The following is a 25102-nucleotide window of genomic DNA, read 5'->3' as shown; positions in this document are numbered from 1 at the left end:
GGCGCGTAGCTACTCCCGGACGAGCATACTGATCCACATCGCGCCAAGCCAGTCCGAGAACCGTTCATCGCTCCAGCCGCGCTGCTCTACGAACCGGGTCCAGAGCGTGCCGTCCATGGTCGCAAACAACACGTCGCGGCATTCCTCCTCGGTGACGCCGAGCTGACCGGTGGCAGCCGCAGCGTGTGCGTAGCGCGTCGCCACATCCAAGCGGCGGTCGGCCCATTCGCCGAGCATGGCGACGGCGTCGGGCTCGCTCGCTGCTGCTCCCGTGAGGGCCTCAAGGAGTGGGGCAATCCTCCGATTGCTCGCTGTGACGAATACGGCGTGGCGTCGGATCCTGGTGGGCAGGTCCGGTTCGGCCAGGATGGCCTGCATCTCCGCCCTGTCGTACAGGGTCACGTCTGCCTCGTCGCCGCGGAAATCGACGTACCAAACGTGCCGGAGCAGCGCAGCTTTCGTGCCAAACGCCGCGTATACGGTTTCGACGGCGACGCCCGCCCGCTCAGCCACCTGCTTGACCGTGGTCTGCCCGTATCCCTGCGAGATAAACAGCTCGTTGGCAGCCGTGATGATGCTTCGCCGTGTCTCTGCAGCCTGCTGCTGGCGGCGGGTGGAGTCGTACGGCCTCTTGATTTTTGCGCCCATTGGATGCATTCTAACAGTATTCAAAACAGTCACACTGTAATGGAGTTGGCCATGTCTACCGAGACCGATAATTTCCTCGCCGAGATGGTTCCGAAACAGCTGGCCGCGGACGGTGCAATCCACGACGGCGACGCCGGACCGCGCCTCGCGCTGTGGTCGGAGAACGAGCCGCTGACGCTCTTCGGCGCGAGCCTCAGCGGCAGCGGCCGGGCAGAGCTTGAGCCCATGTTCCAGAACGTCGCCTCGTGGTTCTCGCATTCGGATTCGTTCGATCTTGAGATCATCGCGGCCGGCGTCAGCGGGGACCTTGCCTACACTGTCGGCTACGAGCACACCACCACCACCGTTGAGGGCACTCCGAGGAAATACAGCTTGCGGGTGACCCACGTCTACCGCCGTGAAAACGGTGCCTGGCGGATCGTGCATCGTCACGCTGATTTCCCGGCGGGAGAGGCCAGCGTTCCGTTGCCCGCTGGCCGGACGGGCCCCATGACCGGCGAGAGACAGGCTATGGGAAGGGAGACCGAGGCCTTCCTGGCCGAGATCCTTCCCAAGCAGCGCGATATGACGGTGGCCCTGCACAAAGGCGATGTGGCACCGCGCATCTCTTTGTGGTCCCACACTGACCCCATCACACTGTTCGGTGCCCACATTTCCGGAGCGGGCTGGACTGATCTGGAACCCAAGTTTCGCCGGGAAGCCCACCGGTTCGACGGCGCCACCGGGTTCGAGTTCGAGGTTGTCGCGGCCGGTGCCAGCGGCAGCCTCGCCTACACGGTTGGGTTGGAACACAGCCAGGCCATTGTTGATGGCGCACCGGACGACTACACCATGCGAACGACGCAGGTCTACCGTCGCGAGGACGACGCCTGGCGGATTGTTCACCGGCACTCGGACCTTATTCCGATTCAACGGCCCCAGTGAATCCTGTGCCACTCCTCGTGGTGAGCAGCGCGGGCGTTAGCCGGCGCGGGCGTTAGCCGGCGCGGCGCTAGCGTGCGCGGAGCAGGGCGAAGTATCCCGGAATGAGGTCAGGGTCCGAGGGGTTGCTCAGCGGCCGGGTCTCGATACTGGTCGCGCCCTCCTCAAGGAGGTTCCAGTCCGCCGCCGGGAACGCCTTGGCCCGCTGGGCGGCGCCGAAGCGGCCAGGCATCGGCAAGCCCTTGATGGCCCACTCCAACGGGGCAGGAATAGAGTGGCGGGTGGCGCCAAGGTGGCTGACGTAATCAACGGGGGTGCCGGGGAAGTTGGTTTCGGCCAGGAACACGCTGCCGCGGGATCCGACGACGGGCAACAGGTTTGCGGCCAGGGCGGCCCTTCCTTTGGAGTCCAGGACGTGCAATACACCTCGGATGAACACGTTGGCATCGCCTGTCCAGCCCGCAGCTTCAAGGGCCGTCACGACAGTCCGCGCAGCGTCAGGTGCCGTCATATCGCACACGGCGAATGACGCCGTCGTGATGTCCCCCGCCTCTTGCCGTGCGCGGTTCACGGCGTTAGCGGAGTAATCGAGCCCAAGCGCGTGCGGGAAATGCTGGGCCAGCAAGCGCGTGAAGCTGCCGTTGCCGCACCCCACGTCCACCACCGGGAGGGACTGATCCATGCGGGCGAATTTGGGCACGTAACCCTCAAGTTCATGAGAGCTGCCGGAATCCCACAACACATCGCCGGAAGCCCCGGTGGATCGGACGTTTCCCCAGTAGCGGTCCCATGCCGTGAGCGGGTCCTTGGGCGCGGCCGAGGAAAGCCGGATCAGGCGGGGAACCAGCAAATATTTCCGAAGCGTGGACAGCATGCTCCAAATATAAGTGGCGCTAATGCTCTTTCAGCCATTGCAGGGCTTCTGTTTCGGAGGTGAAGAACCTTGTGGGGCACGGCGGTTTCATGATGCCAATGAAGAAGTTGGCAATGACCCTGTCCACGGGGGACGAACCCCAGAGGGCGATCCGTGAGGCCTGGCAGGGCTTGGCGAAGACGGAGCGGGCGCCCCTTGTGACGTCCGCAGTGGTGGCCATGTCCACGATCATCGGGTGGCGCGCTTCACCACAGAGTTCGTTGACCCGGTCCATCGCCCGCTGGGCATCCGCCTGCTGGATCCTGGAGCCGCGTGGCCACGTCAGCCGCAGGATTCCGGACTCTTCCAGTTCCAACTCGAACGCCACCTCTTGGTGGTCTTGCGGTGCTGCTGGTTGGTTCACTGGTCTCCTTGTCGTTTCCTCGCGGACAGCAGGAGGACAAGGCCTCCCCCGGGCTCTCATCCTCTAGGCTGTCTAATCCGGCTCCGAATGTAAAGGCTCTCCTCCCCCGACGCAATGCCCTGAAGGGCGACGTAATTGAGGATCAAATGGCCCTGCAGGTCCGAAGCCCGCGGTGGCGCTGATAGTGTGTTGCCAAATCTGGAATTACGGTGAACGAACGTTGTAACGGAGGGGGCTCAGTGGGTAAGAACGGGGCCGATGTGCAGCACTCTTCCCGCTCCGCCGTCGTGGCGGATTCAGACACTGATCGTTTGGCCTTAACAAAGGCTGCGCTCAAAGCCGCTGGGTTCGAAGTTTTCGCCGCCGCAGACACCGCTTCCATGGCGTCGCGGCTGGAAACCGAAAGTCCGTCCGTGGTGGTTGTGGAGAACTCCCTGGCGCATGGTCTTCGGAATCCGGGCGTTCCCGTGCTGCTGCTCCTGAACGCCGGCGAATCCGTAGACCTTGAAGAAGCCCAGGCCTGGGGCGTTGTGGACTATGTGATGAACCCCGTGCGTGCCGATGAACTTGTCTACCGTGCCGAAACCCTGATTGGCAGGGCCAGGGAGCGTGCGCGGTCCCGGGGAGAAATTGAAGCCTTACGCGAAAGCCTACGAAACGTCTCGTCCGCCATCCGGCAAACCAACGACCCCCAGCTGATTGCCGAGCACGTGGTCCGGGGTTTTGGCGAAGCCCTTGGAATGGACCATGTTTGGTTTGCAACCTTCCGGGACGAACGTGTCCCCTCCATTCGCTCCCAATGGAACCGGCCGGGCACGCCCATGCTGCCAGCCAGATTGGGCGACAGCGAGAACCTGATCGTCGAGACAGCCAACAGGCTATGGGCCGAAGCTGACGTTCTGGCGGTTACAGACCACCGCACCCAGCCGGAATCCAGGATCACCCAGGCGCTGAAAGAGTGGTCGTGCGAGCTCAACCCCGTGTCATCGGTGTTGCTGCCTGTGGGCGAAGGTGGGTCAGCGTTGGGCATCATCCTTCTCACAACGGTGGGGGAACAGCACGATTGGACCCGGCCTGAGATCGCATTGATGCAGCACGTCGCCGGCAATGTGGCGCACGGACTCATTCAGGGCCACCTGATCAGCGCCCAGCAACGCGTACTGCACCAGCTCAGGCAGTTGGACAAGGCCAAGACGGACTTCCTGGCAACGGTGAACCATGAACTCCGGACTCCCCTAACCTCGATCACGGCCTACCTGGACATGATCAGGGACGGTTCGGGCGGCCCTGTTCCTGAGGGCATCAGCAAGATGCTGGACGTGATCGCCAGGAACTCCGACAGGCTCCGCCGGCTCATCGAGGACATGTTGACCGTATCCATGCAGGACGGAAGCAACCTGGACCTCAAACCGGTGGATATTGCCAAGCTCCTCCAGGTGGTGGTGGCCACCTTGCGGCCGCTGGCAGAGTCCCGGCAGGTGGCTGTGTCCTTCACCGAGGGAACCGAGGACGTGGAGGTTACCGCCGATGAAGCCAAGCTGGAACAGGTCTTCACCAACATCGTGGCCAATGCCATCAAGTTCACCCCGGCAGGTGGACGGGTGGGCATCACGAGTTCAATGTTTGCATCGGCAGACGGTGGCCGTGCAGCACTGGTGAAGGTGGCGGACACAGGCCTGGGGATCCCCGAACACGATCTTCCCCACATCTTCACGCGGTTCTACCGGGCCTCAAACGCCACGGCAGCCGCCGTTCCCGGAAGCGGCCTCGGGCTTGCGATCGCCCAGGACATCATCAGCCGCCATATGGGGCGGATGGTCTTCGACTCTACGCTGGGCTCAGGGACTACGGTTTCCGTCGAGTTGCCGGTTGGTGGTCCCTAAGGGCCGGGTTGACATCCCCAAATTGCCAGTTGACTTCGCCTTCCTTCTCACTTGACGCCCTCATGGCGTCTTGTGCCTCGCCTTGACAGCTCCGTCAACGGCTGGCCTGAAACCTGACCGCAAAGTCACTAATCCGCGACACACTCCGCAACAAAACCGATGCCCCGAGCAAAAGCCCGGGGCATCAGTTTGAGTCATCTGGCCTTGAGAGGCGCTCCCCCAATTTAGTTCGGCCACCAACCTATGGTGGTGGTATTCGTTTTGGTGGTTGTGCTGTTCGGCCACCAGCCGATTGCCGTGCTGTTACTGTCCTGCGAAGGCTCGGCGTTAGCCGGAGCAGCCAGCCCCGTTACTGCCAGAACTGCTGCCATGAGCAGTGTTGCCGCAAATTTCTTCATCCGCTGTGCCCTTTCATACTGATGCGAATTACCGGTGTGACTTGAAAAAGGTCACGTGGCAAACTATACGAGCTTTTCTTCACCATGGACATGGATAATGGGCACATGCAGAGTCCACAATTAACGCCCCACCTTGTAGCCGGACTCAATGCGCGCGCCAAATGGAAAGAACGTCACTTTGATGAGGCCTTTCGTTTGGCCGGCGAAGCTGCACATCTTGCCGCTGATGCCGGGGATGAAGTGTCCTGGTGGAACATGCGCTACCTGCAGGCGGAATGCCTCCGGGACCAAGGCAGGATCGATGAATACCTGGCATTGGCACTGGAACTGAACGAGCACCAGCTCACAGCGTCCTCGCCTGAGCTTGGAGCCAAAGCCGGGACCATGGTCGCCGTTGCCCTGCAGGGCCTGGGACGTCTGGCCGAGGCCGCTGCCATGGCCGCGGACGCCGCCAAGCTGGCTGCCCGGGACGCGGACCTGGTCTATGTACAGATCCTGGCACAGCGCGCACTCATTGCCTCCCTTGCCGAAAGCCGCCTGCTGGACGATGCCTGGCGTGAGTGCTTGGAGCTGGAATCCCTGCTGACCGAAGACATCGACGAAGACACCGCGGGCAAGGGCTATTGGGTGATCGGCAACGTCGCTTTCCTGGCAAACCGGGTTGAAGATGGAAGCCGGTACCACGATCTTGCTTCCGAACGGCTGTCACCATCCAAGGACGTGGACTTGTGGGCCCGCTTCAACCGCGCCTCAGCCGAAATGCGGCTTCAGGCCCGGCTGAGTGATGCCGCCACCCTCCGCTGCATCGAGCGGGCGGAGCTCGCTACAGACATCGTGGGCGGTTCCGAGCGGGACCATTTGGAAATGTCCCTGGTCCGCGCCCACTGGAACTACCTCAACGGTGACATGCAGGAAGCCCTCACCATCCTTGAGCCTTTGTGTGCCCGGTCTTCGATCCTCGCCACCCAAACCTCCGCGGAGTCGCACTTCCTCCTGGCCAGGACTTTGCTTGCCCTGGGCCGCCGGGAAGAAGCCGTGGCAACTTTTAGCGAAACCGCGAGCCTTTTCGATCAGGCAGCGCTGCCTGATCGAAGTTCGGCCGTTCGCGAATACCTCCGGGATATGGTTGAGCGGCGAGGCGAACCGCACGGGGAGTAACCATGTCCGAGGAAAACTCGAATGCCGCATCAGATCCACGTCTGGGATTGCTGCTTGATGGCATCGTCAGGCTTGCTGCGGGAGACCTGCACACCAGGATTGAAATCTCCGATGCCCGCGACGAGATCGACGCCGTGATCATGGGTACCAACCTCCTGGCCGAGGACCTCCAGATTGTCTATGAAGAGCTGGAGCAGCGGGTAGCGGACCGCACCCGGCAGCTGCACGAGGCCCACCGCGAAATGCAGCACATGGCGATGACCGATCCCCTCACGGGCCTTCACAACCGCTCCGCTTTCTCCGCCGCGCTGGCAGAATCCCAGGGCAGGGAACCCAATGGCAATCAGCGGCCGGCCATTCTGCTGATGGACATGAACGGCTTCAAGGGCGTCAATGACTCCCTGGGCCACACCATCGGAGACAAGGTGCTGGTATCGGTGGCAGCCCGCATCAGCTCCGCCGTCCGCGAGGAGGACATGGTTGCCCGCATGGGCGGCGACGAATTCGCGATCCTGCTGCAGGACGTTACCGCAGCGAAGGCGGCTTCGATCGGCAACCGGATCCTGGCCGCCATGGACGGTCCGATGGAGATCGAAGGCCAGTATGTACGGTGTGGCGCCAGCATGGGCCTTCGTATGGCAGATCCCGGCAAGACCGCCGAGGAGCTGATGATGGAAGCAGACATCGCCATGTATGAATCCAAGGCGGATGGGCGCGGCAAGTTGAAGGTTTTTGACTCGGACATGCTCCTTGCCCGGCAACTGCGCAACCAACTCGTGGGTGAGCTCAAGGAAGCGATCGCCGGTTCGCAGCTGGTGCTCTACTACCAGCCCATCATCCGCTTGGACACCCGCGGAATTGAAGGCGTCGAGGCCCTGGTCCGTTGGAACCACCCAACCCGCGGCATGATCATGCCGGACAAATTCATCCCCATCGCCGAGGAAACAGGGATGATTTCCGATCTGGGCGGCTGGGTGCTGCGCACCGCCGTCGAGCAGTTGCAGCGATGGCGCAGCGACCCCCTGACGGGACGCCACGACTTCAACATGCGCATCAACGTGTCCGCCGCAGACCTCCAGCGGCTGGAGTTCGTGGAGGACGTACGCGAAGCGTTGACCTCGGCCGGGCTGGACCCATCGCTACTGGTTCTGGAGCTGACCGAAAGCGCTGTCATTCAAGGCAACGACCTCGACCGATACACGCTGAACAGCCTCCGGCGGCTGGGCGTCGAGATGGAGATCGACGACTTCGGCACCGGCTACTCCTCCATTGACTACCTCCGCCGCCTGCCCGTGCACGCCGTCAAGGTGGACCGAACGCTCCTCTCGGCACTCGGTAGCGACCCCGCGCAGCCCGCCCTCCTCGCGGCAGTCCTGCAACTCATTCGTGCGTGCGGCCTCGGTGCTGTGTGGGAGGGAATCGAAACCGCAGAGCAGGCAGACTTCCTGCTCAGCATTGGGTGCACCAGCGGGCAGGGCTACTACTTCAGCCGGCCTTTGCCGGAGGCACAACTCACCGAACAGCTTAAGCACCACAAGACCTGGCCGATCCAGGATTAAACGCACGACGGCGGTGGGCCGGCTTTAGGGTGCGGCGCCCTTTTCGCTTGGCTGGCGGTTGGCTGGCTGGTGGGCGGCGGCTGACGCGTTGGGGCTTTGACGCCGTCAAGCCCCCTCTTGGCGCGCCCGCCATTCGGAGTCGAGGATCGCATAAATGTTCTCGGTGGCCCACTGGCCTTTGTAGTGCCAGTTGTCCACGAGGGTGGCCTCAAGCCGCATCCCCAGGCGTTTGCAGATACCGGCGGAGCCGGTGTTCAGGGCATCGAGTTTCGCGTCTATGCGGTGGAAGTTCAACTGGCCGAACGCCAGCTTCATGACAGCCTCCGCCGCCTCCGTCGCGATTCCCTGCCCCCTGCCCTCGGGGTGGAGGATCCAGCCAAGCTCAGCCTGGCCTGTTCCCTCCAGCCATTTCAGGACGATCTCGCCCATGAGTCCCGGACGGTCCTGGAGCTCGATGGCGAGGCAGGCCCAATCGCCTTCATGCCTGAACTGCGCATTCGCGTAGCGGCCCAGGACTTCCATGGATTGCGTCTTGGTCAGTTCGTTTCGGAGCAGGTACCGGGCGGTTTCGGGCAGCGACTGATAGGCGTGGAACCGCTCAAGGTCCTCGGCCTCGAAACGCCGCAGAATGAGTCGTTCGGTCATGATCGGAAGCTCAATTTCGGGCATGTCTTCGAGGCTACTAGGCGCGTCCAAATCCCGGCCCTGAGCTTGTCCAGTCTTGACAGTTGGGCCGATCTGGGATTACCTAATGAACATTCGGTAAATAAAGCTGGAGGCAATGACGCATGGTTGAAACAACCCTCTCCGGTGCAACGCACCACATCCTGACGAACGACTACGCGTCTGAATGGATGGGCATTGAGGTCCTCAAGATCGACGACGGCCATGCCACCATCCGCATGCACCTCCGCCAGGAAATGCTCAACGGATTCGGAATGGCCCATGGCGGAATGATCTTCGCCTTCGCGGACACAGCCTTCGCACTGGCCTGCAACCCGGCCAACCCCACGCCGAAGCAAGCTGCCAACATCACGGTGGCGTCCGGCGTCGACATCAACTTCATCAAGCCGGCGTTCGAAGGCCAGGTGATTACCGCCGTCGCAAACCGTCGCGCGAGTACCGGCCGCAGCGGCCTCTACGACATCCAGATCTACGCGGCTTCACCCGGCGCCGCGGGCGCCACCCCCGATCCAGATCCCGGAGAACTCATTGCAGAGTTCCGGGGCCGCAGCCGCACCATCTCCAAGAAGTAGGAACTCCAGATGACCCAGAACACCGTCGCCGCGCCCACATCGCCCGCCTCCACGGCAACCGCCCCCATCCTGGACCGCGAAGAAACGATGTCCCGCGACGAGCTTGAAGCACTCCAGCTCAGCCGCCTGCAGCACACGGTGGCCTACGCCTACGATCGCGTGCCGCTGTACAAGCGCAAGTTCGACGAAGCCGGCGTGCACCCGACCGACCTCCGCGAATTGAGCGACCTCGGCAAGTTCCCTTACACCACCAAGGAAGACCTCCGGCTGGAGTACCCGTTTGGCATGTTCGCGGTGCCCCAGAATGAGGTTGCCCGAATCCACGCGAGCTCCGGCACCACCGGGCGCCCTACAGTGGTGGGCTACACCAAGAACGACCTCGCCAACTGGGCAACCCTGGTGGCCCGTTCCCTGCGCGCCTCCGGCGTCCGACCCGGTATGAAGGTCCACAACGCCTACGGCTACGGCCTCTTCACCGGCGGGCTCGGCGCACATGCTGGCGCTGAAGCGCTCGGTTGCACGGTCATTCCGATGTCCGGCGGCCAGACCGAACGCCAGATCCAGCTCATCCAGGACTTCAAGCCGGACGCCATCCTGGCAACCCCCACGTACCTGCTGACCATCGCCGACGCCATGGCACACCAGGGCATCGACCCCACCTCCACGTCGCTGAAGTACGCGGTGCTCGGCGCCGAGCCGTGGACCGAAGAAATGCGCCACGAGCTCGAAACCACCATGAACATCAAGGCCTCGGACATCTACGGACTCTCTGAAGTCATGGGCCCGGGCGTGGCTGGCGAAGCTGTTGAAACGCAGGACGGCTGCCACATCTGGGAAGACCACTTCCGCCCCGAAATCATCGATCCCTTCGATCACTCCACGGTCCTGGGCGACGGCGAACCCGGCGAGCTGGTCTTCACGTCCCTCACCAAGGAAGCGCTGCCGATCATCCGCTACCGCACCAAGGACCTCACCCGCCTGCTCCCCGGCACCGCCCGCCCCGCACACCGCCGGATGGGCCGCATCACCGGCCGCAGCGACGACATGATCATCCTGCGCGGCGTGAACCTCTTCCCCTCCCAGATCGAGGAAATCGCCCTCCGCATCCCCGAGCTCAGCCCGCACTTCCAGCTCGAAATCACCCGCCCCGAAGGCAAGCGAATGGATTCGCTGACCGTGAAAATCGAGCGGCGCGAAAACGTCCCCGCAGAGTCAAGCACGACGGCGGCCCGCACCTTGCGCGAGCAGATCAAGATTCATGTCGGGTCTTCTTGCGTGGTTGAAGTTGTAGAGCCCGGTTCCCTTGAGCGTTCCAACGGCAAGCTCCGCCGGATCTACGACCTGCGGCCAAAGGGCTGACATGCGGCGTCGCTGACCGGCAGCCCGTCTAGAGATCGTGAGAAAATGCCACCATGCCTACTGAGACAACCACCAAGCGCGGACGGCCCGGTTACGACCAGCAGTCGGTGCTCCGCATCGCCGTCGACGTCTTCAACCGCCACGGATACGACGCAACGTCCATGGGCATCCTGGCTGAGAACCTCGGGATCTCCAAGTCAGCCATCTACCACCACGTGCCGTCCAAGGGCGATCTGCTAAAGCTCGCCCTGGACCACGCCCTGGGCGGCTTGGAGGCCATCCTGGATGAGCCTTCAGCCACCTCCGGGCCGGCCGATGCCCGGCTTGAGTTCGTGCTCCGGCAGACCATTGCAGTGCTGGTAGACAGGCTGCCGTTCGTCACCCTGCTGCTGCGGCTGCGCGGAAACACCGAGATTGAGCGCGATGCCCTGGAACGCCGGCGTGCCTTCGACCACAAGGTCGCTGCCCTGATAGCCGCTGCCCGTGAAGACGGCTCGCTGCGCCAGGACATTGACCCCCGGACGGTCACGCGGCTCCTGTTCGGCACCATCAACTCGATCGTGGAATGGTACAAGCCGGGCGGCTCGTTGTCCCCCGAGAAGCTGGCCGACGACGTCATCACCATGGCCTTCGACGGCCTCCACGCCGCCGCCTGACCCTCACCGGTTCCTCTCTCACATCCCGCGGGTTTTTTACGGTTCCTCTCTCACATCCCGCGGGTTTTTTACGCTTCCTCTCTCACCCTTTGTCGCCGTGCCGTGGCCAGGTCCCCGACGCTGTCGCCAGCCAACTCGTTGCGTCCGTTATCGGACTAAGCGTCTTGGTCAAAACAGGTGGGCCAGCCGAGAGGTTCAGCAACATTATCGACGGGCTCATTGACGGACTGTGAAGGCCACCGGTTGGTCCGACCAAGGTAGCTATTCCGGGCCAGGAAACGGTTCGATGCCAGCCGCGACGGCGACTTCACGGTAGGCAGCGGCGAGATCAGCAAGACTCGCGTGCCTGTTCAAGCCGCTCGGGTTTGGGAGTACCCAAACCGGGGAACGCCCAAGGGAATCCGGCTGTCGTCCCCACGTGGCCCTAGGCCGGGCGAAAGCGGTCCGATAGGCACCGATTCCCAGTACTGCAACCATTGCCGGCGCCATAAGTTCGACGCGCGCAGATAGTGCTTTGGCTCCGGCAAGGAGTTGCTCCGGGGTGAGTTCATCCGCTCGCGCCGAAGCTTCCGCAACTATGGACGTAATCCCAACGCCACGTTCCAGCAGATGATTGAGGTCCCCGGGGCGGAACCCTGCAGAGGCATCGATCCGACGATCGACGATGCCGGCCCGAAATAACGCTGGATAGAAGCGATTGCTGCCGCCACCGAAGTGCGCCTGCACTGCAGCAGCACGCAGGCCAGGATTGATGCCGACGAACAGGAGCCTCGTCTGGTCCGAGACCAAATCGGGCAGGGTTAGGCCTCGGAACGCATCAAGCGCAGCCCGGCCAAGTCCCATCGTTCAACCTTAGGACATGATTCGTAAGATCCTTCCGGGGGCCTCAAGCGTAAAATTTTCAGCGTAGGAGGTGGCCAAATGCATCTAGCCCTTAACACAGCCACAACTGTCCTGCCCGTCGATGACCTGAGCCGCGCACGAAAGTTCTACGCGGAAAAGCTCGGTCTTCCGCATCGCGGCAGGACATGGGACGGAAATGATCTATTTGGCAACGACGGCGGCCCTATGCTGCAGTTGTTGCCGGTCACGGACGGTAAGCACTCCGGTCATACCGCCATGAGCTTTGAGGTCGAGGACATCGAGCGGACTGTTGCGGAGATGGAAGCCCAAGGCGTCAAATTCCAGGATTACGACGAGCCTGAGCTCAAGACCGATAACCATATTTGCACCACCGACGCAGAGAAGTGCGCTTGGTTCATGGATACCGAGAACAACGTTCTGTGCATCCATGAGACGCTCGGCCAACAAGCCGAATACCAGCTTTAATCAGCCCTCAAGACAAAGCGCGTCCCCCTGCATGGGGGGGCGCGCTTCGTCGTTATCTGAAGGAACAACCGCTAAAACAGGTCGGGATGTGAGAGAGGAACCGAAAGAAACGCGCGGGATGTGAGCGTGGAACCGGGAAAAAGCAGTGGGATGTGAGAGAGGACCGGTTTTGAACCTCACGGCGCACACCCCTTGACACGCGTGACGGACATCACCTAACGTGATGGGATCGATCTCATCACAAACAAGGTGTCCATTGGGGAAGAGGATGAGATCGATCCCATGGCTACAGTTAAGCGACGAGGATTAACATGAACCCCCCACATACAACCCATGCGTCAAAGGCCCCCACGAAGACTTCACCGTGGACTGCCGCCAGTGCCAGCACCATCGGTTCGGTGCTGGAGTACTACGACTTTTTCGTCTACGGCCCCATGGCTGCACTCGTTTTCGGGGCTGTCTTCTTCCCCAGCGGCGACCCCGGCCTGGCTGCCGTCCTCTCACTGAGTACGTTCGCCGTCGGATTCGTTGCGAGGCCCCTTGGCGGCATCGTCATCGGGCACCTCGGTGATCGCGTTGGTCGTAAGAAGATGCTGCTCTTCACGTTCTTCCTAACGGGATTCGTCACCGTGGGCATCGGCCTGTTACCGACCTACTCACAAGTTGGGGTCTGGGCACCGATCATGCTGGTTTCACTTCGTTTCCTCCAGGGCATAGGCCTCGGCGGCGAATGGGGCGGCGCTGCACTGCTCGCCGTCGAGCATGCACCGGAAGCCAAGCGCGGCTTCTTCGGCAGCCTGGTCCAGGCCGGCGCTCCCATCGGCGTTATTCTCTCCAGCGGCGTCGTAGCAATTCTCACGGGCACACTGTCCCGGGCAGAGCTGCTCGCTTGGGGATGGCGTATCCCGTTCCTGCTGAGCACAGTCCTGGTGATCTTTGGATTGATCCTGCGTCTGAAAATCACAGAAACGCCGGACTTCGAGAAGACCGTGGCCACGCCTGCGGCCAAGGAAAAGCTGCCCCTGGTCGTTGCGCTGCGCCGCTACCCGAAGCAGATACTAGCGATGATTGGCGTGCATGTCAGCGACACCACGCTGGGCTTCATGCAGGGCGTCTTCATCATCGGCTTCGCTACAACCACGCTGGGCATCAGCCCCACGGTAGCCTTGATGGCCAACATTGCCTCTTCCATCACCAACCTCATCATCACGCCCGTTTCCGGCATCATCTCTGACCGCTTCGGCCCACGACGGGTTCTGGTTACCGCCACCGTGGCGTTGGCGCTGTGGGCCTTTCCCATGTTCTGGCTCATGGAGACCAAGAGCGTCCTGGCATTGTTCGTTGTGATGTCCGCGAATGGACTCATCGTGGGAATGCTGTTCAGCCAGCAGGCCACGCTCTTCGCAGCAGTCCTGGACCCGAAGGTCCGATACACCGGAATGTCCATTGGGTTCCAGGTGGCCACGGTAATCGGAGGCGGATTCGGCCCGCTGATCGCCCAGGCCCTCCAAAACAACGCCGGCGGCGCCACGTGGAGCATCTCCGGATATCTCATGCTGGTTGCGCTTGTCGCCCTCGGCTGCGCGCTATACCTGACGTCCCGCAAGACCCAGGTGGTCCATGCTTCCCAGGCATCGCCCGCGTCCGTGGCTGCTTCCCAGCTCTAAAGCAAACAAACACGTCCCGAAACAGAACGGAACCGCAGCAATGCAGCAGGAATTTCCCGGCCGCATCGGCACCACAGTTGCCGAATCCGAGGCTTGGTGGCCCGAGCAGCAAGCAGCCAACGGCTCACAACCCAACATTCTCATGGTCATACTTGATGACACCGGATGGTCGGACTTCGGCTGCTTTGGCTCCGAAATCAACACGCCTGCCATCGATGGACTCGCCGAAGAAGGGCTCAGGTACACCAACTTCCACGTCACCCCCCTGTGCTCCCCAACCAGGGCGAGCCTGCTCACGGGCCGCAACCACCACTCTGTGGGCATGCGGTTCCTGGCCGATGCAGACACTGGCTTCCCCAACTCGCGCGGCTGCGTCCGTCCGGACGTGCCCATGCTCCCGGAGATACTGCGCAGGAACGGCTACGGAACCTATCTGGCCGGTAAGTGGCACCTTGCGCCACTGAACGAACTCACGCCGGCCGGGCCGTTCCACAACTGGCCGCTGAACCGTGGCTTCGACCGCTTCTACGGTTTCCTGGATGGCTGCACGGACCAGTACTCCCCCGAGCTGGTGGCCGACAACCACAGCATTGAACCACCCGCCCGGGAGGGCTACCACCTCAGCGAGGACCTGGCCCAACAGTCAATCCGTTTCCTCAAGGACCACACCACGTACCGTCCGCACGCTCCGTTCTTCCTCCAGTTGGCTTTGGGGGCCACCCATGCCCCCTTCCAAGCGCCGAGGGAGTACATCGAAAAGTACATCGATGTCTTCACCAAGGGCTGGGACAAAACCCGCAGCGACAGGCTGAAGCGGCAGGTGGAACTAGGCGTCGTGCCGGACGGCACGGCACTCACGGAACGGCTGGCAGACGTCCGCGCGTGGGAGGAGTTGAGCAGTACCGAACAGGATGTCTTCACCCACCTGCAAGCTGCCTTCGCCGGTTTCCTTGAGCACGCGGATGCCCAAATTGGCCGTGTTGTTCAAGCGTTGAGGGCGATGGACCTTTACGAGAACACCATCGTCCTGGTCATGTCGGACAATGGTGCATCCCGCGAGGGCGGCCCCACGGGCGATGTCGATTGCAACGCGCCGTATTCGGGCGTCCGCAGGCCCGCCGTCGAGCAGGTCAGCTTGCTGCCTCAGCTCGGCGGCCCCCTGGGTGGCGCCCACTATCCGGAGGGTTGGGCCATGGCGGGCAACACGCCGTTCCGCCGTTACAAGCAGTTCGTTGACCTTGGCGGCGTACGTTCGCCGCTGGTCGTTTCCTGGCCGGCGGGGATCTCCAAAGCGGGAGAGGTCAGGAACCAGTTCCTGCACGCCATCGACATCACGCCCACCCTCCTGGATGCAGCCAACATAGAGACTGATACAACGTTCGACGGCGGGTCGGCAGTTGCGACGTTCGTCGATGCAGCCGTGAAGGAGCCCCGCGAAACGCAATTCTGGGAGATGCTGGGCCACCGTGCCATTCGCCATGATGAGTGGAAAGCCGTGACGGCACATCTTCACGGACAGGACTACGAGCAGGACGATTGGCGCCTGTACAACACCCGGGAAGATTTCGCCGAAGCGCACGACCTCGCCGGGGCCGAGCCGGAAAAGCTTCGGACCCTACAAAAACTCTGGTGGGAGCAGGCGGAGCAAATAGGTGCGTTCCCCCTGGACGACCGAACCCTGGTAGAGCTGCTCACTGCCCGGGGTCCGGCCGGCCTGGTCAATCGCAAGGAGATCGTTTTCAGGGCGGGCCAGAGCCACGTCCCGTTGGCCAGCGCCATCACGGGAAGCGACCGCGCCCTTCAGTTCCACATCCACCTCCGGGAATTCAACCCGGGAATGGAAGGGGTCCTAATTTCCAGCGGCAACCAACAAGGCGGCTACGTGCTCTACGTTCGCAACGATGTCCTGATCTTCGAACACCATGCCTTGGGCGCCCGCGATGTGCTGAAGTCTGACACTGCCTTGTCCGGCGGACCGCAGGCAGTGGGCCTGCGCCTGACTCCCCTGGACGACAGGGCAGCGCTGGCAGAACTGCTCCATGGGGATCAGGTGGTTGCTGCAGCGACAATCAGCGGCACGTCCAGCCACCTGTCGTTCTGGGGCATGGACATCGGCTCGGACCCGGTCAGTACAGTTTCCGCGGAGTACGAGGCACCGTTTGCCTTCCCTGAGGCAGCGATGGATCGCGTAGTGTTGCGGTTCAGGGACACCCCGGACCTCGAGGATCTCGCCGAGCTCATTGAATCCACGGAGTAGAACCATGGGACAACTGATTCTTGATGTGGACACAGGGGTGGACGACGCTCTCGCCCTCATGTTTGCTGCCCGCCACCCTGACTGGAACCTGCGCGCCGTCACGTGCGTTGCTGGAAACACCAGTTTGGAAGGAGTAGTTCGAAACACGTTGACGGTCCTGGATGCTGTCGGCGCCACGGGTGTACCGGTGGCTGCGGGGGCTGCCAGGCCCCTGCTCGAAGAACCCCGCGACGCCGGCCACGTCCATGGCGGGGACGGGATGGCCGATCTTGGCTGGGAACCGTCAGCCAGAAAGCCTGAGGCGATTCACGCCGTCGAACTTTTGCGGCGCGAGATCCTCTCCAGTCCTGAGCCTGTCACTTTGGTGCCCCTCGCCCCGATGACGAACATTGCCCTGCTGCTGCGGACCTACCCGGAAGTTGCGGCGAACATCGGGAAGATCGTTTTCATGGGTGGATCGGCGTCAGTGGGCAACGCGTCGCCCGTGGCCGAGTTCAACGTGTGGCACGATCCCGAGGCAGCCCAGATCGTCATCAGCAGTGGCTTGCCAATCACCATGTACGGACTGGACGTGTTCTATTCCGTGGCGATCGAGGCACCCGACACTGAGCTGCTGAGGGAATCCGACGACGCCGGATGCCGGCTCAGCGGTCATCTTCTGACTCATCTGGCGAAGGTTAATGCGGATGACTTCCGGCTGACGTCGCCCGGTTCGGCAGGCATTGGTGACGCCGGGGCCGTCTGTGCCGTGATCGATCCCGAAGGCCTTGTGACCCATCGCCATCGGGTTGAAGTCAGCCTCTCAAACCTCTTGACCCGGGGGCAGACCGTCGTCGATCGCCGGACAAAGGCATCCGAGACCACGCTGCCACACGGCTACCTAAGCCGCGACAGCATCGACGTCGCCCTCGGTGTCGACGGACGTCGCTATGCGGCGCTGTTTCTCGATACCATCAGATCCCATGACGGTAAGTAGCGCGGCACCAGCAACCATGCTCGATGTGGCGCGGGCGGCCGGCGTCTCCCGCGCCACAGTTTCGCGTGTTTTTACCGCCCCATCGACTGTTGCGGAGGAGACGCGCACCAAGGTGATGGACGCCGTCGCCCAGCTCAACTATGTGCTGAACAGCGCGGCCCGCAGCCTGCGCAGTGGACGTTCCAACACCATCGCACTGCTGGTGGGCGATATCGCCCAGCCCTTCCACAGCCAGCTGGCAAAGGCCGTTGCCCATGCCGCAGAAGGACGCGGTTACAGCGTCCTTCTCTGCGACCTTGACCACAGCATCACACGCCTTGAGCGGCTCCTGGAATCCCTGCCTTTGCAGGGTGTTGACGGTGTCATTTTGGCAACAGGTGACGACATCGATACGGCCTCTGTACGTGCCGCCATTGAGGAGGCCGAGGACCGTGGTACGAAGGTTCTGCTTGGCACTCCGCAGCTTGCCGGGACGGGTGCGCTGGTTCTGACCACGGATTACGAATCCGTTGCCTACCAAGCCACCAAGCATTTGCTGGACCAAGGGCGTTGGCCCGTGGCGCTGCTCGGCGGGAGCGAATCGTCCGTGCTGTCGCCGTTCCTGACCCTTGGCTTTCTCCGTGCCTGCACCGAGGCGGGGCATGAAGATGCAGAGGACTTCATTGTCCGCACCGAGTACAGCACCGACGCGGCCCGCGGCGCCACGCAGCGCTTACTTTCCGGCCCCGACAACCCGGAAGGCATCGTGGCGTCCAGTGTTTCCGTGGCTTTGGGGGCAATGTCCGCATTGGCCGACGCTGGATTGGCCACGCCCGGGCGAATCGGCCTTGTTGCGTGCGAGGAAGTCCAGTTGGCCGAGCAATTGCGGCCAAGGCTCACGACGGTCGGCACCAAGCTGAACCTTCAGGGCGCTGCCATGGCTGACGCCTTGATCGATGCAATTCAAGGCCTGCCCCCGAAAGAACACGACTTCGCGCCCGGGTTGACTCTCCGGGAATCAAGCGCCGGTTAAACTGCAACGCGGGGTCACTTAGGGCCCATGTTGGCTGTCAACATGGGCCCTAAGTGACCCCGCGTTGCTTTTAAGGTGGGGTCACTTCTCCACGAGGGTCAGGACGTCGTACGTGGCTACGATCTCGTCGTTCTGGTTGGTCAGCACGGCATCCCAGGCAACCTCGCCGTATTCGTCGGTCTCGCGCGGCGTGATCTTCTTGGCGGTCAACGTGACCCGGATGGAGTCGCCAGCTGCAACCGGCGTGATGAAGCGCAGGTTCTCCAAGCCGTAATTGGCCAGCACAGGACCCGGCGCGGGCTCAACGAACAGCCCGGCAGCCCAGCTCAGGAGCAGGTACCCGTGGGCAACAATTCCGGGGAAGAAGGGATTGGCCTCGGCTGCTTCCTGGTTCGTGTGCGCGTAGAACGTATCGCCCGTCGAGTTGGCGAAGGCCGTGATGTCCTCGAGGGTCACCTGGCGCAGATCGGAGCGAACGGCGTCGCCGATCCTCAGCGTCGAGAGGTGCTTCCGGAAAGGGTGCTCGCCTTCGGTTTCCACGGTGAAGTTGCGGTCAGCGCCCGTGTGCCACTGGCCGGTGACGGCGGTGAGCATGTTCGGCGAGCCCTGGATGGCGGTGCGCTGCATGTGGTGCAATACCGAGCGGATACCGCCCAATTCCTCGCCGCCACCTGCGCGGCCGGGACCGCCGTGAACCAGGTGCGGGACCGGGGAACCGTGACCGGTGGACGAGCGCGCGTCTTCACGGTTGAGCATGTGGACGCGGCCGTGGTGGGCAGCGATACCGAGCACCAGCTCCTGCGCCACGGAAGGATCGTTGGTGCACACGGAAGCAACCAGTGAGCCCGAACCGCGGGCTGCGAGGCGGATGGCGTCGGCAAGATCCGAGTATCCGATTACCGAGGATACTGGGCCAAACGCTTCAAGTGAGTGGACTTCTTCGGCTTCCGCGTCGGCCCAGCTGAGGAGCACAGGAGACATGAACGCGCCGTCTTCCACGAACCCCACCTTGCCGCCGACGGAGGTGACCGACGGCGAATCGAGCGTTCCGTACGCAAGCTCACCACCGGCGTCGAGCATTGACTGAACGGCCGCGCGGACGTCGGCGAGCTGCTCCAGCGAAGCCAGTGCGCCCATGGTGACGCCCTCGGCGCGGGGGTCGCCAACGACGACACGCTCGTTGATGCGTGCACCAATGGCGGCGGAGACGTCGGAAATCAGCTCCTTCGGAACGATCACGCGGCGGATGGCGGTGCACTTCTGGCCGGCTTTGACGGTCATTTCGGTGACGACAGCCCGGACAAATGCGTCGAATTCCGGAGTGCCTGGAACGGCGTCGGGGCCGAGGATGGCGGCGTTGAGCGAATCCGTCTCGGAGGTGAAGCGGACACCACCCTGGACCACGTTGCGGTGCGATTTCAGCGAGTTGGCCGTGGACGCCGAGCCCGTAAAGGAGACGAGGTCGCGGTAATCCAGTTCGTCCAGGATGGTCCGGGCGGAGCCGGAAATCAGCTGAAGGGATCCCGCGGGCAGGATGCCGGACTCGACGATCGCCTTGACGGCAGCGGCTGCAACGTAGCCCGTGGGCGTGGCCGGCTTGACGATGGTGGGAACACCGGCCAGGAAGGCGGGCGCGAACTTCTCCAGCATGCCCCAGACCGGGAAATTGAAGGCGTTGATCTGCACCGCGACACCAGGAATACGGGTGTAAATGTGCTCACCGGCGAATGAACCGTCCTTGGACAGCACCTCCATCGGCCCATCCACCACAACCTGCGAGTTGGGCAGTTCGCGGCGACCCTTGGACCCAAAAGTGAAGAGAACGCCGATGCCGCCGTCAATGTCGATCATGTTGTCGATCTTGGTGGCGCCGGACTGGGACGAGGACTCGTAGAGCTCTTCGCGCCGGCCGTTGAGGTACATGGCAAGTTCTTTGAGCTTGAGCGCACGCTGGTGGAAGGTCAGCTTTCCAAGTTCGGCCTGGCCGGTGGTGCGGCCGTGATGTACGACGGCGGCAAAGTCCAGTCCGTCGGTGCTGACGTTGGCCAGGACTTCTCCGGTGCTGGCATCACGGACCGGGACGGTTTTTGCGTCGGGAGCGGGAGTCCACCAGGAATCCTGGACATAGCTGGGGACGGTTGCAACGGCTGTGGTTTCCGGGGCGACTGCGGTAGTGGTCATCGTCGACGGGTCCTTCCAAGGCACGTGAAATCGGCTCGGTCATTGGGTCTGCGGGAGCGCAAACATTACTGACCGGCCGTTCGGTAATATATACAGGGTACATGAATGCCCGGAGGAGTACAGCAGGAATTTCATCGTTCTCTCACATACCGCCCGATTCGGGCCATCGTTCTCTCAAATACCGCACGATTCGGGCCATCGTTCTCTCACATCACTGCAGCTTGACGCGGATCGCCGCCAGTTCTGCATCGGTGACCCCATTCCCCCTCAGGAACGATTCGACTTCCAGCGAACCCAAGAAGGCCCTCACGCCAGCCCGCTTCTGCTCCAACCAGACCTCAAACTCCTCGTCTGAAAGGTAGGGATCGTGCGCATGCGGTGCCCCGTGGGTTCGGTGCCGCTCATTGATCCCCCGCGCCGCAAGTTCATAGCCGCGTAGGATTTCAGCATCACCAATACCGGCCAAACGTTGCAGCATGAGTGCGATCACCCCGCTGCGATCTCTGCCCGCCGAGCAGTGAATCACGACCTTGCCAGGCGCGGCCGCGATGGCTTTGAAGACGGCCGCAATCTTCCCGGCAAACAGCCCCACATACTCGCCGTACTGCGCCGGGTCCTTCAGGTACGGGCCGAAGAGCTCGCCAAAATCGCTATGGTCCGGGTCCTCCGTGGGGCAATGTACGACGTCGATTCGAGCCTTCACGTCGTACGGCACCTCGGGATCGGTGTCGCGTTGCCGCCGCTCGCCCGAGGCTCGCAAATCGATGACAGTGCGGATGCCGTCGTCGTACATTTGGCGCCATCCAGCTTCGGTAACCCACTCGTGGCGACCCATCCTGTACACGTCCCCCGCGATCCGCCAGGCGTTCACGGCGCCATCCCAGTGGACGCCTAACTGCGGTGCTGTCCCGTCCATAGGAGCCAGCTAAGCACATTCGTCCGCGGCGATGTGAGAGAACATCCGCCGAAAGGCGTGAGGAAATGAGAGAACATCCGGTGAAAGGGCGGTGGATGTGTGAGAGGGACGGAATGGGGGTATTGCGCGGGACGAGTGACTCATGTCATACTCGATCTCGATGCGCATCGACGATACGTATCGACGACACGAACAACAAAGCACGCAGACCAGCAGCACAGAACCACAGAACCACACGCAGACCGTTCAGCAGAGAGCGCAAAGGAGGCCGGGACATGCCCACCAGCAAGGACGTTGCCCAGGCCGCCGGCGTTGCACAGAGCACGGTTTCCTATGTTCTTAGCGGCAAGCGGCCCATCTCCGAGAAAACGCGGAAAAAGGTGGAGGACGCCATCCAGCAGCTGACCTACCAGCCAAATGCAGGAGCCCGCGCACTTGCCAGCCGCAGGACGCGCGTAATCGGCCTCGTTATCCCTTTCATCCCCGAGTTGCACATGGCATCGATCATGGAGTTCGTCTCCGTGATCGCCAACACCGCCCGCCTCTATGACCACGACATCCTGCTGGTCACTGAGGATGAGGGCGCACCTGGGCTGCAGCGTGTGGTGGGCCAGCAGATCTGCGACGGCCTGATCCTGATGCAGGTGGAAGGCGACGACGAACGTCTCCCGGTGGTCCGCAGCCTCCACGTTCCCGTGGTGCTGATCGGCATCCCGCATGATCCCTCCGGTTTGGTTTGCATTGATGCCGACTTTGAAATGGCCGGAGAACAGTGCGTCCAGGACCTCGCTGCGGCAGGCCATGAAGTCATCTCCGTCCTTGACTGGCAGCCGGAAGTAGTCGACCGCCACGTGAACTACGTTGAGAGGTTCATGTCCGGCACCGACAAAGCCGCCCAAAGCCTGGGCGTCAAAGTGCTTCACCTCCCTGGCGGAACTGATCGCGAAGCGATCGCAGAATCCGTGGACAAAGCCTTGGCGGAGACCACCGGAGTACCTGCGTTTATCGCTCCGGACGGCACCGTTCAGGACGTTCTTCGACGCGTCCTGACCAGCCGCGGCCTGACTCCTGGCACGGATGTCTCAGTCATCGGCAGCGCTTCCCCCACCTTGGCTGAGCTTCAGCCCGTCCCCCTTTCCACCATTGACCTCCGCCCGGCCGAAGTATCCCGCCGTGCGGTGAAGATTATTTGCGATCTCCTCGAAACCGAAAACCAGGGACCAACCGAATCCCTGGAATTGGTACCCACGGTCATTACGCACCGTGCCAGCACGCTGCGTCCACCCCACGGCAGCTAAACCCTCTCAAAGCACCCTGTACTACAGTTTCCGAATTCATCGATACGCATCGTCGATACGCATCGATAACTCAACCCCCAGAAAAAGGAACAGACAATGAAGTCAGCACAAAGGACAACCCGTCGTCCTCTTGCCCTCGCCGTCGCTGCATTGGTCGGCCTCCCCTTGGCCCTCTCAGCCTGCGGGACCTCCACTGCAGCTTCGTCGTCGGAGGCCGTCACCGAAATTTCCGTGATGGACTACTACAACAACGAGCCCGACAAGTCCTTCATCGGTGACGCCCTTACCAAGTGCGGCACTCAGGCAGGTGTCACCATCAAGCGGGAGACCGTTCCGGGCAAGTCCCTGATCTCAAAGGTGCTCCAGCAGTCCTCCTCCAAGACGCTTCCGGACGTGCTCATGCTGGATAATCCGGATCTCCAGCAGATTGCCGCCACCGGCGCCTTGGCTCCCTTGGCAGACTTCAAGATCAGCACTGACAACTTCGCCGAGGGTGTCCTGAGTGCAGGCACCTACAAGGACAAGGTGTACGGGCTGGCTCCCACCGTGAACACCATTGCCCTGTTCTACAACAAGGACATCCTTTCCAAGGCTGGCGTCACCCCGCCCACCACCTGGGATGAGCTGAAGGCAGCAGCCGCGAAGCTCACTGCAGGCGACCAGTACGGGCTCGCGTTCAATGCCAACCCCACGTATGAAGGCACTTGGCAGTTCCTCCCGGTCATGTGGTCCAACGGCGGCGACGAGAAGAAGATCGACACCAAGGAAACCGAGCAAGCACTGCAGCTCTGGACCGACCTGGTCAAGAGCGGCTCCGTCTCTTCCTCCGCCCTCAACTGGACCCAGGCCGATGTCAAGGACCAGTTCATGGCCGGCAAAGCAGCCATGATGGTCAACGGCCCATGGCAGATTCCGGCCCTGGATAAGCAGCCCACTCTGCAGTACGGCGTGGTCAAGATCCCCGTCCGTGAAGCCGGCCAGACGTCCGTTGCCCCGCTGGGTGGCGAGGTGTGGACGGTCCCCCAGACCGGCAACAAGGCACGCCAGGCCAAGGCTGCGGAAGTGGTTGCCTGCCTGAACAGCGACGAGAACCAGATGGCCATGGCCAAGGTCCGCAACACCATTCCTTCCAAGACCACGCTGGCGGATAAGTTCGCCACCGAAAACCCGAAGCTTGCTACGTTCACGGAGCTGATCAAGACGGCCCGGGCCCGCACCGGCGAGCTCGGTACAGAATGGCCCGCCCAGGCAACCAAGATCTACACCGCAATCCAAACAGCCCTGACCGGTAACGCCTCCCCGGCTGATGCCCTCAAGCAAGCGCAAGGCCAGTAAGCGGCGAGCCATGTCATTGACAACAGATTTGTCGCAAACAGCGGCACGTTCCACCGGAAAGGCCAAGGCAAAGGACGGCCGCCCGGCAGGCTCGTCTATAGAAGCGCAGAAACCACGACGCCGGACCCGCCAACGCCGCGAGCGCATCTTCCAGTGGCTCTTCCTGGTCCCTGCCGTGGTCTACATGGCGCTGTTCTTTGGCTACCCGGTGGTCAAGAACGTCGTCATGAGTTTCCAGGAATACACCACAGCCACCTTCTTCACCGGGGAAGCCCCATGGGTAGGGTTGGCCAACTACGTAACTGTCTTGTCGTCGTCGTTGTTTTCCACCTCGCTGCTGAACACCGCACTGTTCACGATAGGTTCCATCCTGGGGCAGTTCGTGATCGGGCTGGCGTTGGCGATCTTTTTCCAACGTAAGTTCCCGCTCAACGGCATCCTGCGGTCGCTGCTCCTGCTGCCGTGGCTCCTTCCCTTGATCGTCTCCAGTGCCGTGTGGCGTTGGATCCTGGACAAGGACAGCGGAGCACTCAACCGTTTCCTGGGCGATCTGGGCATCGTCGATACCGGCGTTCCGTGGCTGACCAGTACCTCGTTGGCTTTGATCGCTGTGGTGGGGGTGAACATCTGGATTGGCATCCCGTTCAACCTGACCATCCTCTACGGCGGCCTGCAGGAGATCCCGGATGAGCTGTATGAGGCCGGGTCACTCGATGGCGCCACGGGTTGGAAGGCGTTCCGGCATATCACGTGGCCAATGCTCCGGCCGGTAGTGAGCGTGGTGCTGGTTCTCGGCGTCGTCTACACCCTCAAGGTGCTGGACATCATCCTGGGCCTGACCAACGGTGGCCCGGCGAACTCGACCCAGACCATCGCCACCCAGTCCTACGATCTCTCCTTCCACGAATTCAAATTCGGCGAAGGCGCGGCCCTGGGCAACGTGCTGGTCATCATTTCCCTGGTCTTCGCGGTCCTGTACCTGCGGGCAAGCCGACGCGCTGTGGATGAGTGAGGAA

General features: G+C 62.2%; 23 protein-coding genes. 15 read left to right on the top strand and 8 right to left on the bottom strand.

The genetic code is table 11. The features are described 5' to 3' along the window. Positions 1–9: 9 nt before the first annotated feature. Complete coding sequence (locus tag J2Y41_RS00795; protein WP_224088703.1) at positions 10–648, bottom strand: TetR/AcrR family transcriptional regulator; 639 nt, start codon at positions 646–648, stop codon at positions 10–12. Between the two features lie 51 nt (positions 649–699). Here J2Y41_RS00795 and J2Y41_RS00790 point away from each other — a divergent pair, with 51 nt between their 5' ends. Then, positions 700–1572, top strand: coding sequence for a nuclear transport factor 2 family protein (locus J2Y41_RS00790; protein WP_309925277.1), 873 nt, complete (start codon positions 700–702; stop codon positions 1570–1572). Positions 1573–1639: 67 nt separating this feature from the next. Here the strand turns inward: J2Y41_RS00790 and J2Y41_RS00785 are convergent, their stop codons facing one another. Together J2Y41_RS00785 and J2Y41_RS00780 are read right to left on the bottom strand one after the other, a co-directional pair. After that, positions 1640–2443 carry a class I SAM-dependent methyltransferase gene (locus tag J2Y41_RS00785; RefSeq protein ID WP_309925275.1) on the bottom strand — a complete coding sequence of 268 codons (804 nt, stop codon included), beginning with the start codon at positions 2441–2443 and terminating at the stop codon, positions 1640–1642. Between the two features lie 19 nt (positions 2444–2462). Beyond that, the gene (locus tag J2Y41_RS00780; protein WP_224088706.1) at positions 2463–2846 is read right to left on the bottom strand and encodes an STAS/SEC14 domain-containing protein; all 384 of its coding nucleotides are present in this window, start codon (positions 2844–2846) and stop codon (positions 2463–2465) included. Between the two features lie 239 nt (positions 2847–3085). Between J2Y41_RS00780 and J2Y41_RS00775 the strand changes: the two genes are divergently transcribed. After that, the gene (locus tag J2Y41_RS00775) at positions 3086–4729 is read left to right on the top strand and encodes an ATP-binding protein (RefSeq protein ID WP_224088707.1); all 1644 of its coding nucleotides are present in this window, start codon (positions 3086–3088) and stop codon (positions 4727–4729) included. A 224-nt stretch (positions 4730–4953) separates the two neighbouring features. Here J2Y41_RS00775 and J2Y41_RS00770 read toward each other — a convergent pair whose 3' ends face one another. Beyond that, on the bottom strand, positions 4954–5127 hold the full coding sequence (locus tag J2Y41_RS00770) for a hypothetical protein (RefSeq protein ID WP_224088709.1): 174 nt from the start codon (positions 5125–5127) through the stop codon (positions 4954–4956). 105 nt (positions 5128–5232) lie between these two features. On the opposite strand from J2Y41_RS00770, the gene J2Y41_RS00765 reads away from it, so the two are divergent. Together J2Y41_RS00765 and J2Y41_RS00760 are read left to right on the top strand one after the other, a co-directional pair. Beyond that, positions 5233–6285: a hypothetical protein gene (locus J2Y41_RS00765; protein WP_309925270.1), complete on the top strand. Its 1053-nt coding sequence runs from the start codon at positions 5233–5235 to the stop codon at positions 6283–6285. A 2-nt stretch (positions 6286–6287) separates the two neighbouring features. Next, positions 6288–7844, top strand: coding sequence for an EAL domain-containing protein (locus J2Y41_RS00760; protein ID WP_309925268.1), 1557 nt, complete (start codon positions 6288–6290; stop codon positions 7842–7844). A 105-nt stretch (positions 7845–7949) separates the two neighbouring features. On the opposite strand, the gene J2Y41_RS00755 is transcribed toward J2Y41_RS00760, so the two are convergent. Further along, positions 7950–8513, bottom strand: coding sequence for a GNAT family N-acetyltransferase (locus tag J2Y41_RS00755; RefSeq protein WP_224088715.1), 564 nt, complete (start codon positions 8511–8513; stop codon positions 7950–7952). A 119-nt stretch (positions 8514–8632) separates the two neighbouring features. On the opposite strand from J2Y41_RS00755, the gene J2Y41_RS00750 reads away from it, so the two are divergent. The 3 genes from J2Y41_RS00750 to J2Y41_RS00740 are packed head-to-tail and all read left to right on the top strand — an operon-like array spanning position 8633 to position 11115. Beyond that, on the top strand, positions 8633–9100 hold the full coding sequence (locus J2Y41_RS00750; RefSeq protein WP_224088717.1) for a hotdog fold thioesterase: 468 nt from the start codon (positions 8633–8635) through the stop codon (positions 9098–9100). Between the two features lie 9 nt (positions 9101–9109). After that, positions 9110–10459 (top strand): phenylacetate--CoA ligase PaaK, encoded by a 1350-nt coding sequence (paaK, locus tag J2Y41_RS00745; RefSeq protein WP_224088719.1) that lies wholly within the window; start codon positions 9110–9112, stop codon positions 10457–10459. Positions 10460–10512: 53 nt separating this feature from the next. Then, positions 10513–11115 carry a TetR/AcrR family transcriptional regulator gene (locus J2Y41_RS00740; RefSeq protein WP_224088720.1) on the top strand — a complete coding sequence of 201 codons (603 nt, stop codon included), beginning with the start codon at positions 10513–10515 and terminating at the stop codon, positions 11113–11115. 261 nt (positions 11116–11376) lie between these two features. Here the strand turns inward: J2Y41_RS00740 and J2Y41_RS00735 are convergent, their stop codons facing one another. Beyond that, positions 11377–11958, bottom strand: coding sequence for a mismatch-specific DNA-glycosylase (locus J2Y41_RS00735; RefSeq protein WP_309925260.1), 582 nt, complete (start codon positions 11956–11958; stop codon positions 11377–11379). A 78-nt stretch (positions 11959–12036) separates the two neighbouring features. Between J2Y41_RS00735 and J2Y41_RS00730 the strand changes: the two genes are divergently transcribed. From J2Y41_RS00730 to J2Y41_RS00710, 5 genes are all read left to right on the top strand, one after another. Then, complete coding sequence (locus tag J2Y41_RS00730) at positions 12037–12444, top strand: VOC family protein (RefSeq protein WP_224088722.1); 408 nt, start codon at positions 12037–12039, stop codon at positions 12442–12444. 311 nt (positions 12445–12755) lie between these two features. Continuing rightward, positions 12756–14111 (top strand): MFS transporter, encoded by a 1356-nt coding sequence (locus J2Y41_RS00725; RefSeq protein WP_309925258.1) that lies wholly within the window; start codon positions 12756–12758, stop codon positions 14109–14111. A 40-nt stretch (positions 14112–14151) separates the two neighbouring features. Then, on the top strand, positions 14152–16368 hold the full coding sequence (locus J2Y41_RS00720; protein ID WP_309925256.1) for an arylsulfatase: 2217 nt from the start codon (positions 14152–14154) through the stop codon (positions 16366–16368). A 4-nt stretch (positions 16369–16372) separates the two neighbouring features. Beyond that, complete coding sequence (locus J2Y41_RS00715; RefSeq protein WP_309925254.1) at positions 16373–17344, top strand: nucleoside hydrolase; 972 nt, start codon at positions 16373–16375, stop codon at positions 17342–17344. Further along, entirely contained in the window at positions 17331–18356 is a 1026-nt protein-coding gene (locus J2Y41_RS00710; RefSeq protein WP_309925252.1) for a LacI family DNA-binding transcriptional regulator, read from the top strand. The genes J2Y41_RS00715 and J2Y41_RS00710 overlap by 14 nt, the downstream gene beginning before the upstream one ends. 81 nt (positions 18357–18437) lie before the next feature. On the opposite strand, the gene paaZ is transcribed toward J2Y41_RS00710, so the two are convergent. After that, positions 18438–20537 carry a phenylacetic acid degradation bifunctional protein PaaZ gene (paaZ, locus tag J2Y41_RS00705; RefSeq protein WP_309925250.1) on the bottom strand — a complete coding sequence of 700 codons (2100 nt, stop codon included), beginning with the start codon at positions 20535–20537 and terminating at the stop codon, positions 18438–18440. Positions 20538–20748: 211 nt separating this feature from the next. Then, a complete protein-coding gene (locus J2Y41_RS00700) occupies positions 20749–21453 on the bottom strand; it encodes a tyrosine-protein phosphatase (protein WP_309925248.1) in 705 nt (234 codons plus the stop codon). A gap of 275 nt (positions 21454–21728) precedes the next feature. On the opposite strand from J2Y41_RS00700, the gene J2Y41_RS00695 reads away from it, so the two are divergent. The 3 genes from J2Y41_RS00695 to J2Y41_RS00685 all read left to right on the top strand — a co-directional run bounded on the left by J2Y41_RS00695 (position 21729) and on the right by J2Y41_RS00685 (position 25098). Then, positions 21729–22751, top strand: a complete 1023-nt coding sequence (locus J2Y41_RS00695; protein ID WP_224165245.1) for a LacI family DNA-binding transcriptional regulator — start codon at positions 21729–21731, stop codon at positions 22749–22751. A gap of 96 nt (positions 22752–22847) precedes the next feature. Then, positions 22848–24086 carry an extracellular solute-binding protein gene (locus J2Y41_RS00690; protein ID WP_309925245.1) on the top strand — a complete coding sequence of 413 codons (1239 nt, stop codon included), beginning with the start codon at positions 22848–22850 and terminating at the stop codon, positions 24084–24086. Positions 24087–24096: 10 nt separating this feature from the next. Beyond that, positions 24097–25098: a sugar ABC transporter permease gene (locus tag J2Y41_RS00685; protein ID WP_309925243.1), complete on the top strand. Its 1002-nt coding sequence runs from the start codon at positions 24097–24099 to the stop codon at positions 25096–25098. The last annotated feature ends 4 nt before the right edge of the window (positions 25099–25102 follow it).

Source organism: Arthrobacter sp. 1088, assembly GCF_031455315.1.
In the GTDB taxonomy this organism is placed as follows: domain Bacteria; phylum Actinomycetota; class Actinomycetes; order Actinomycetales; family Micrococcaceae; genus Arthrobacter.
Note: the sequence above shows the minus strand (reverse complement) of the source record. Positions and strands in the feature narration are given on the sequence as shown.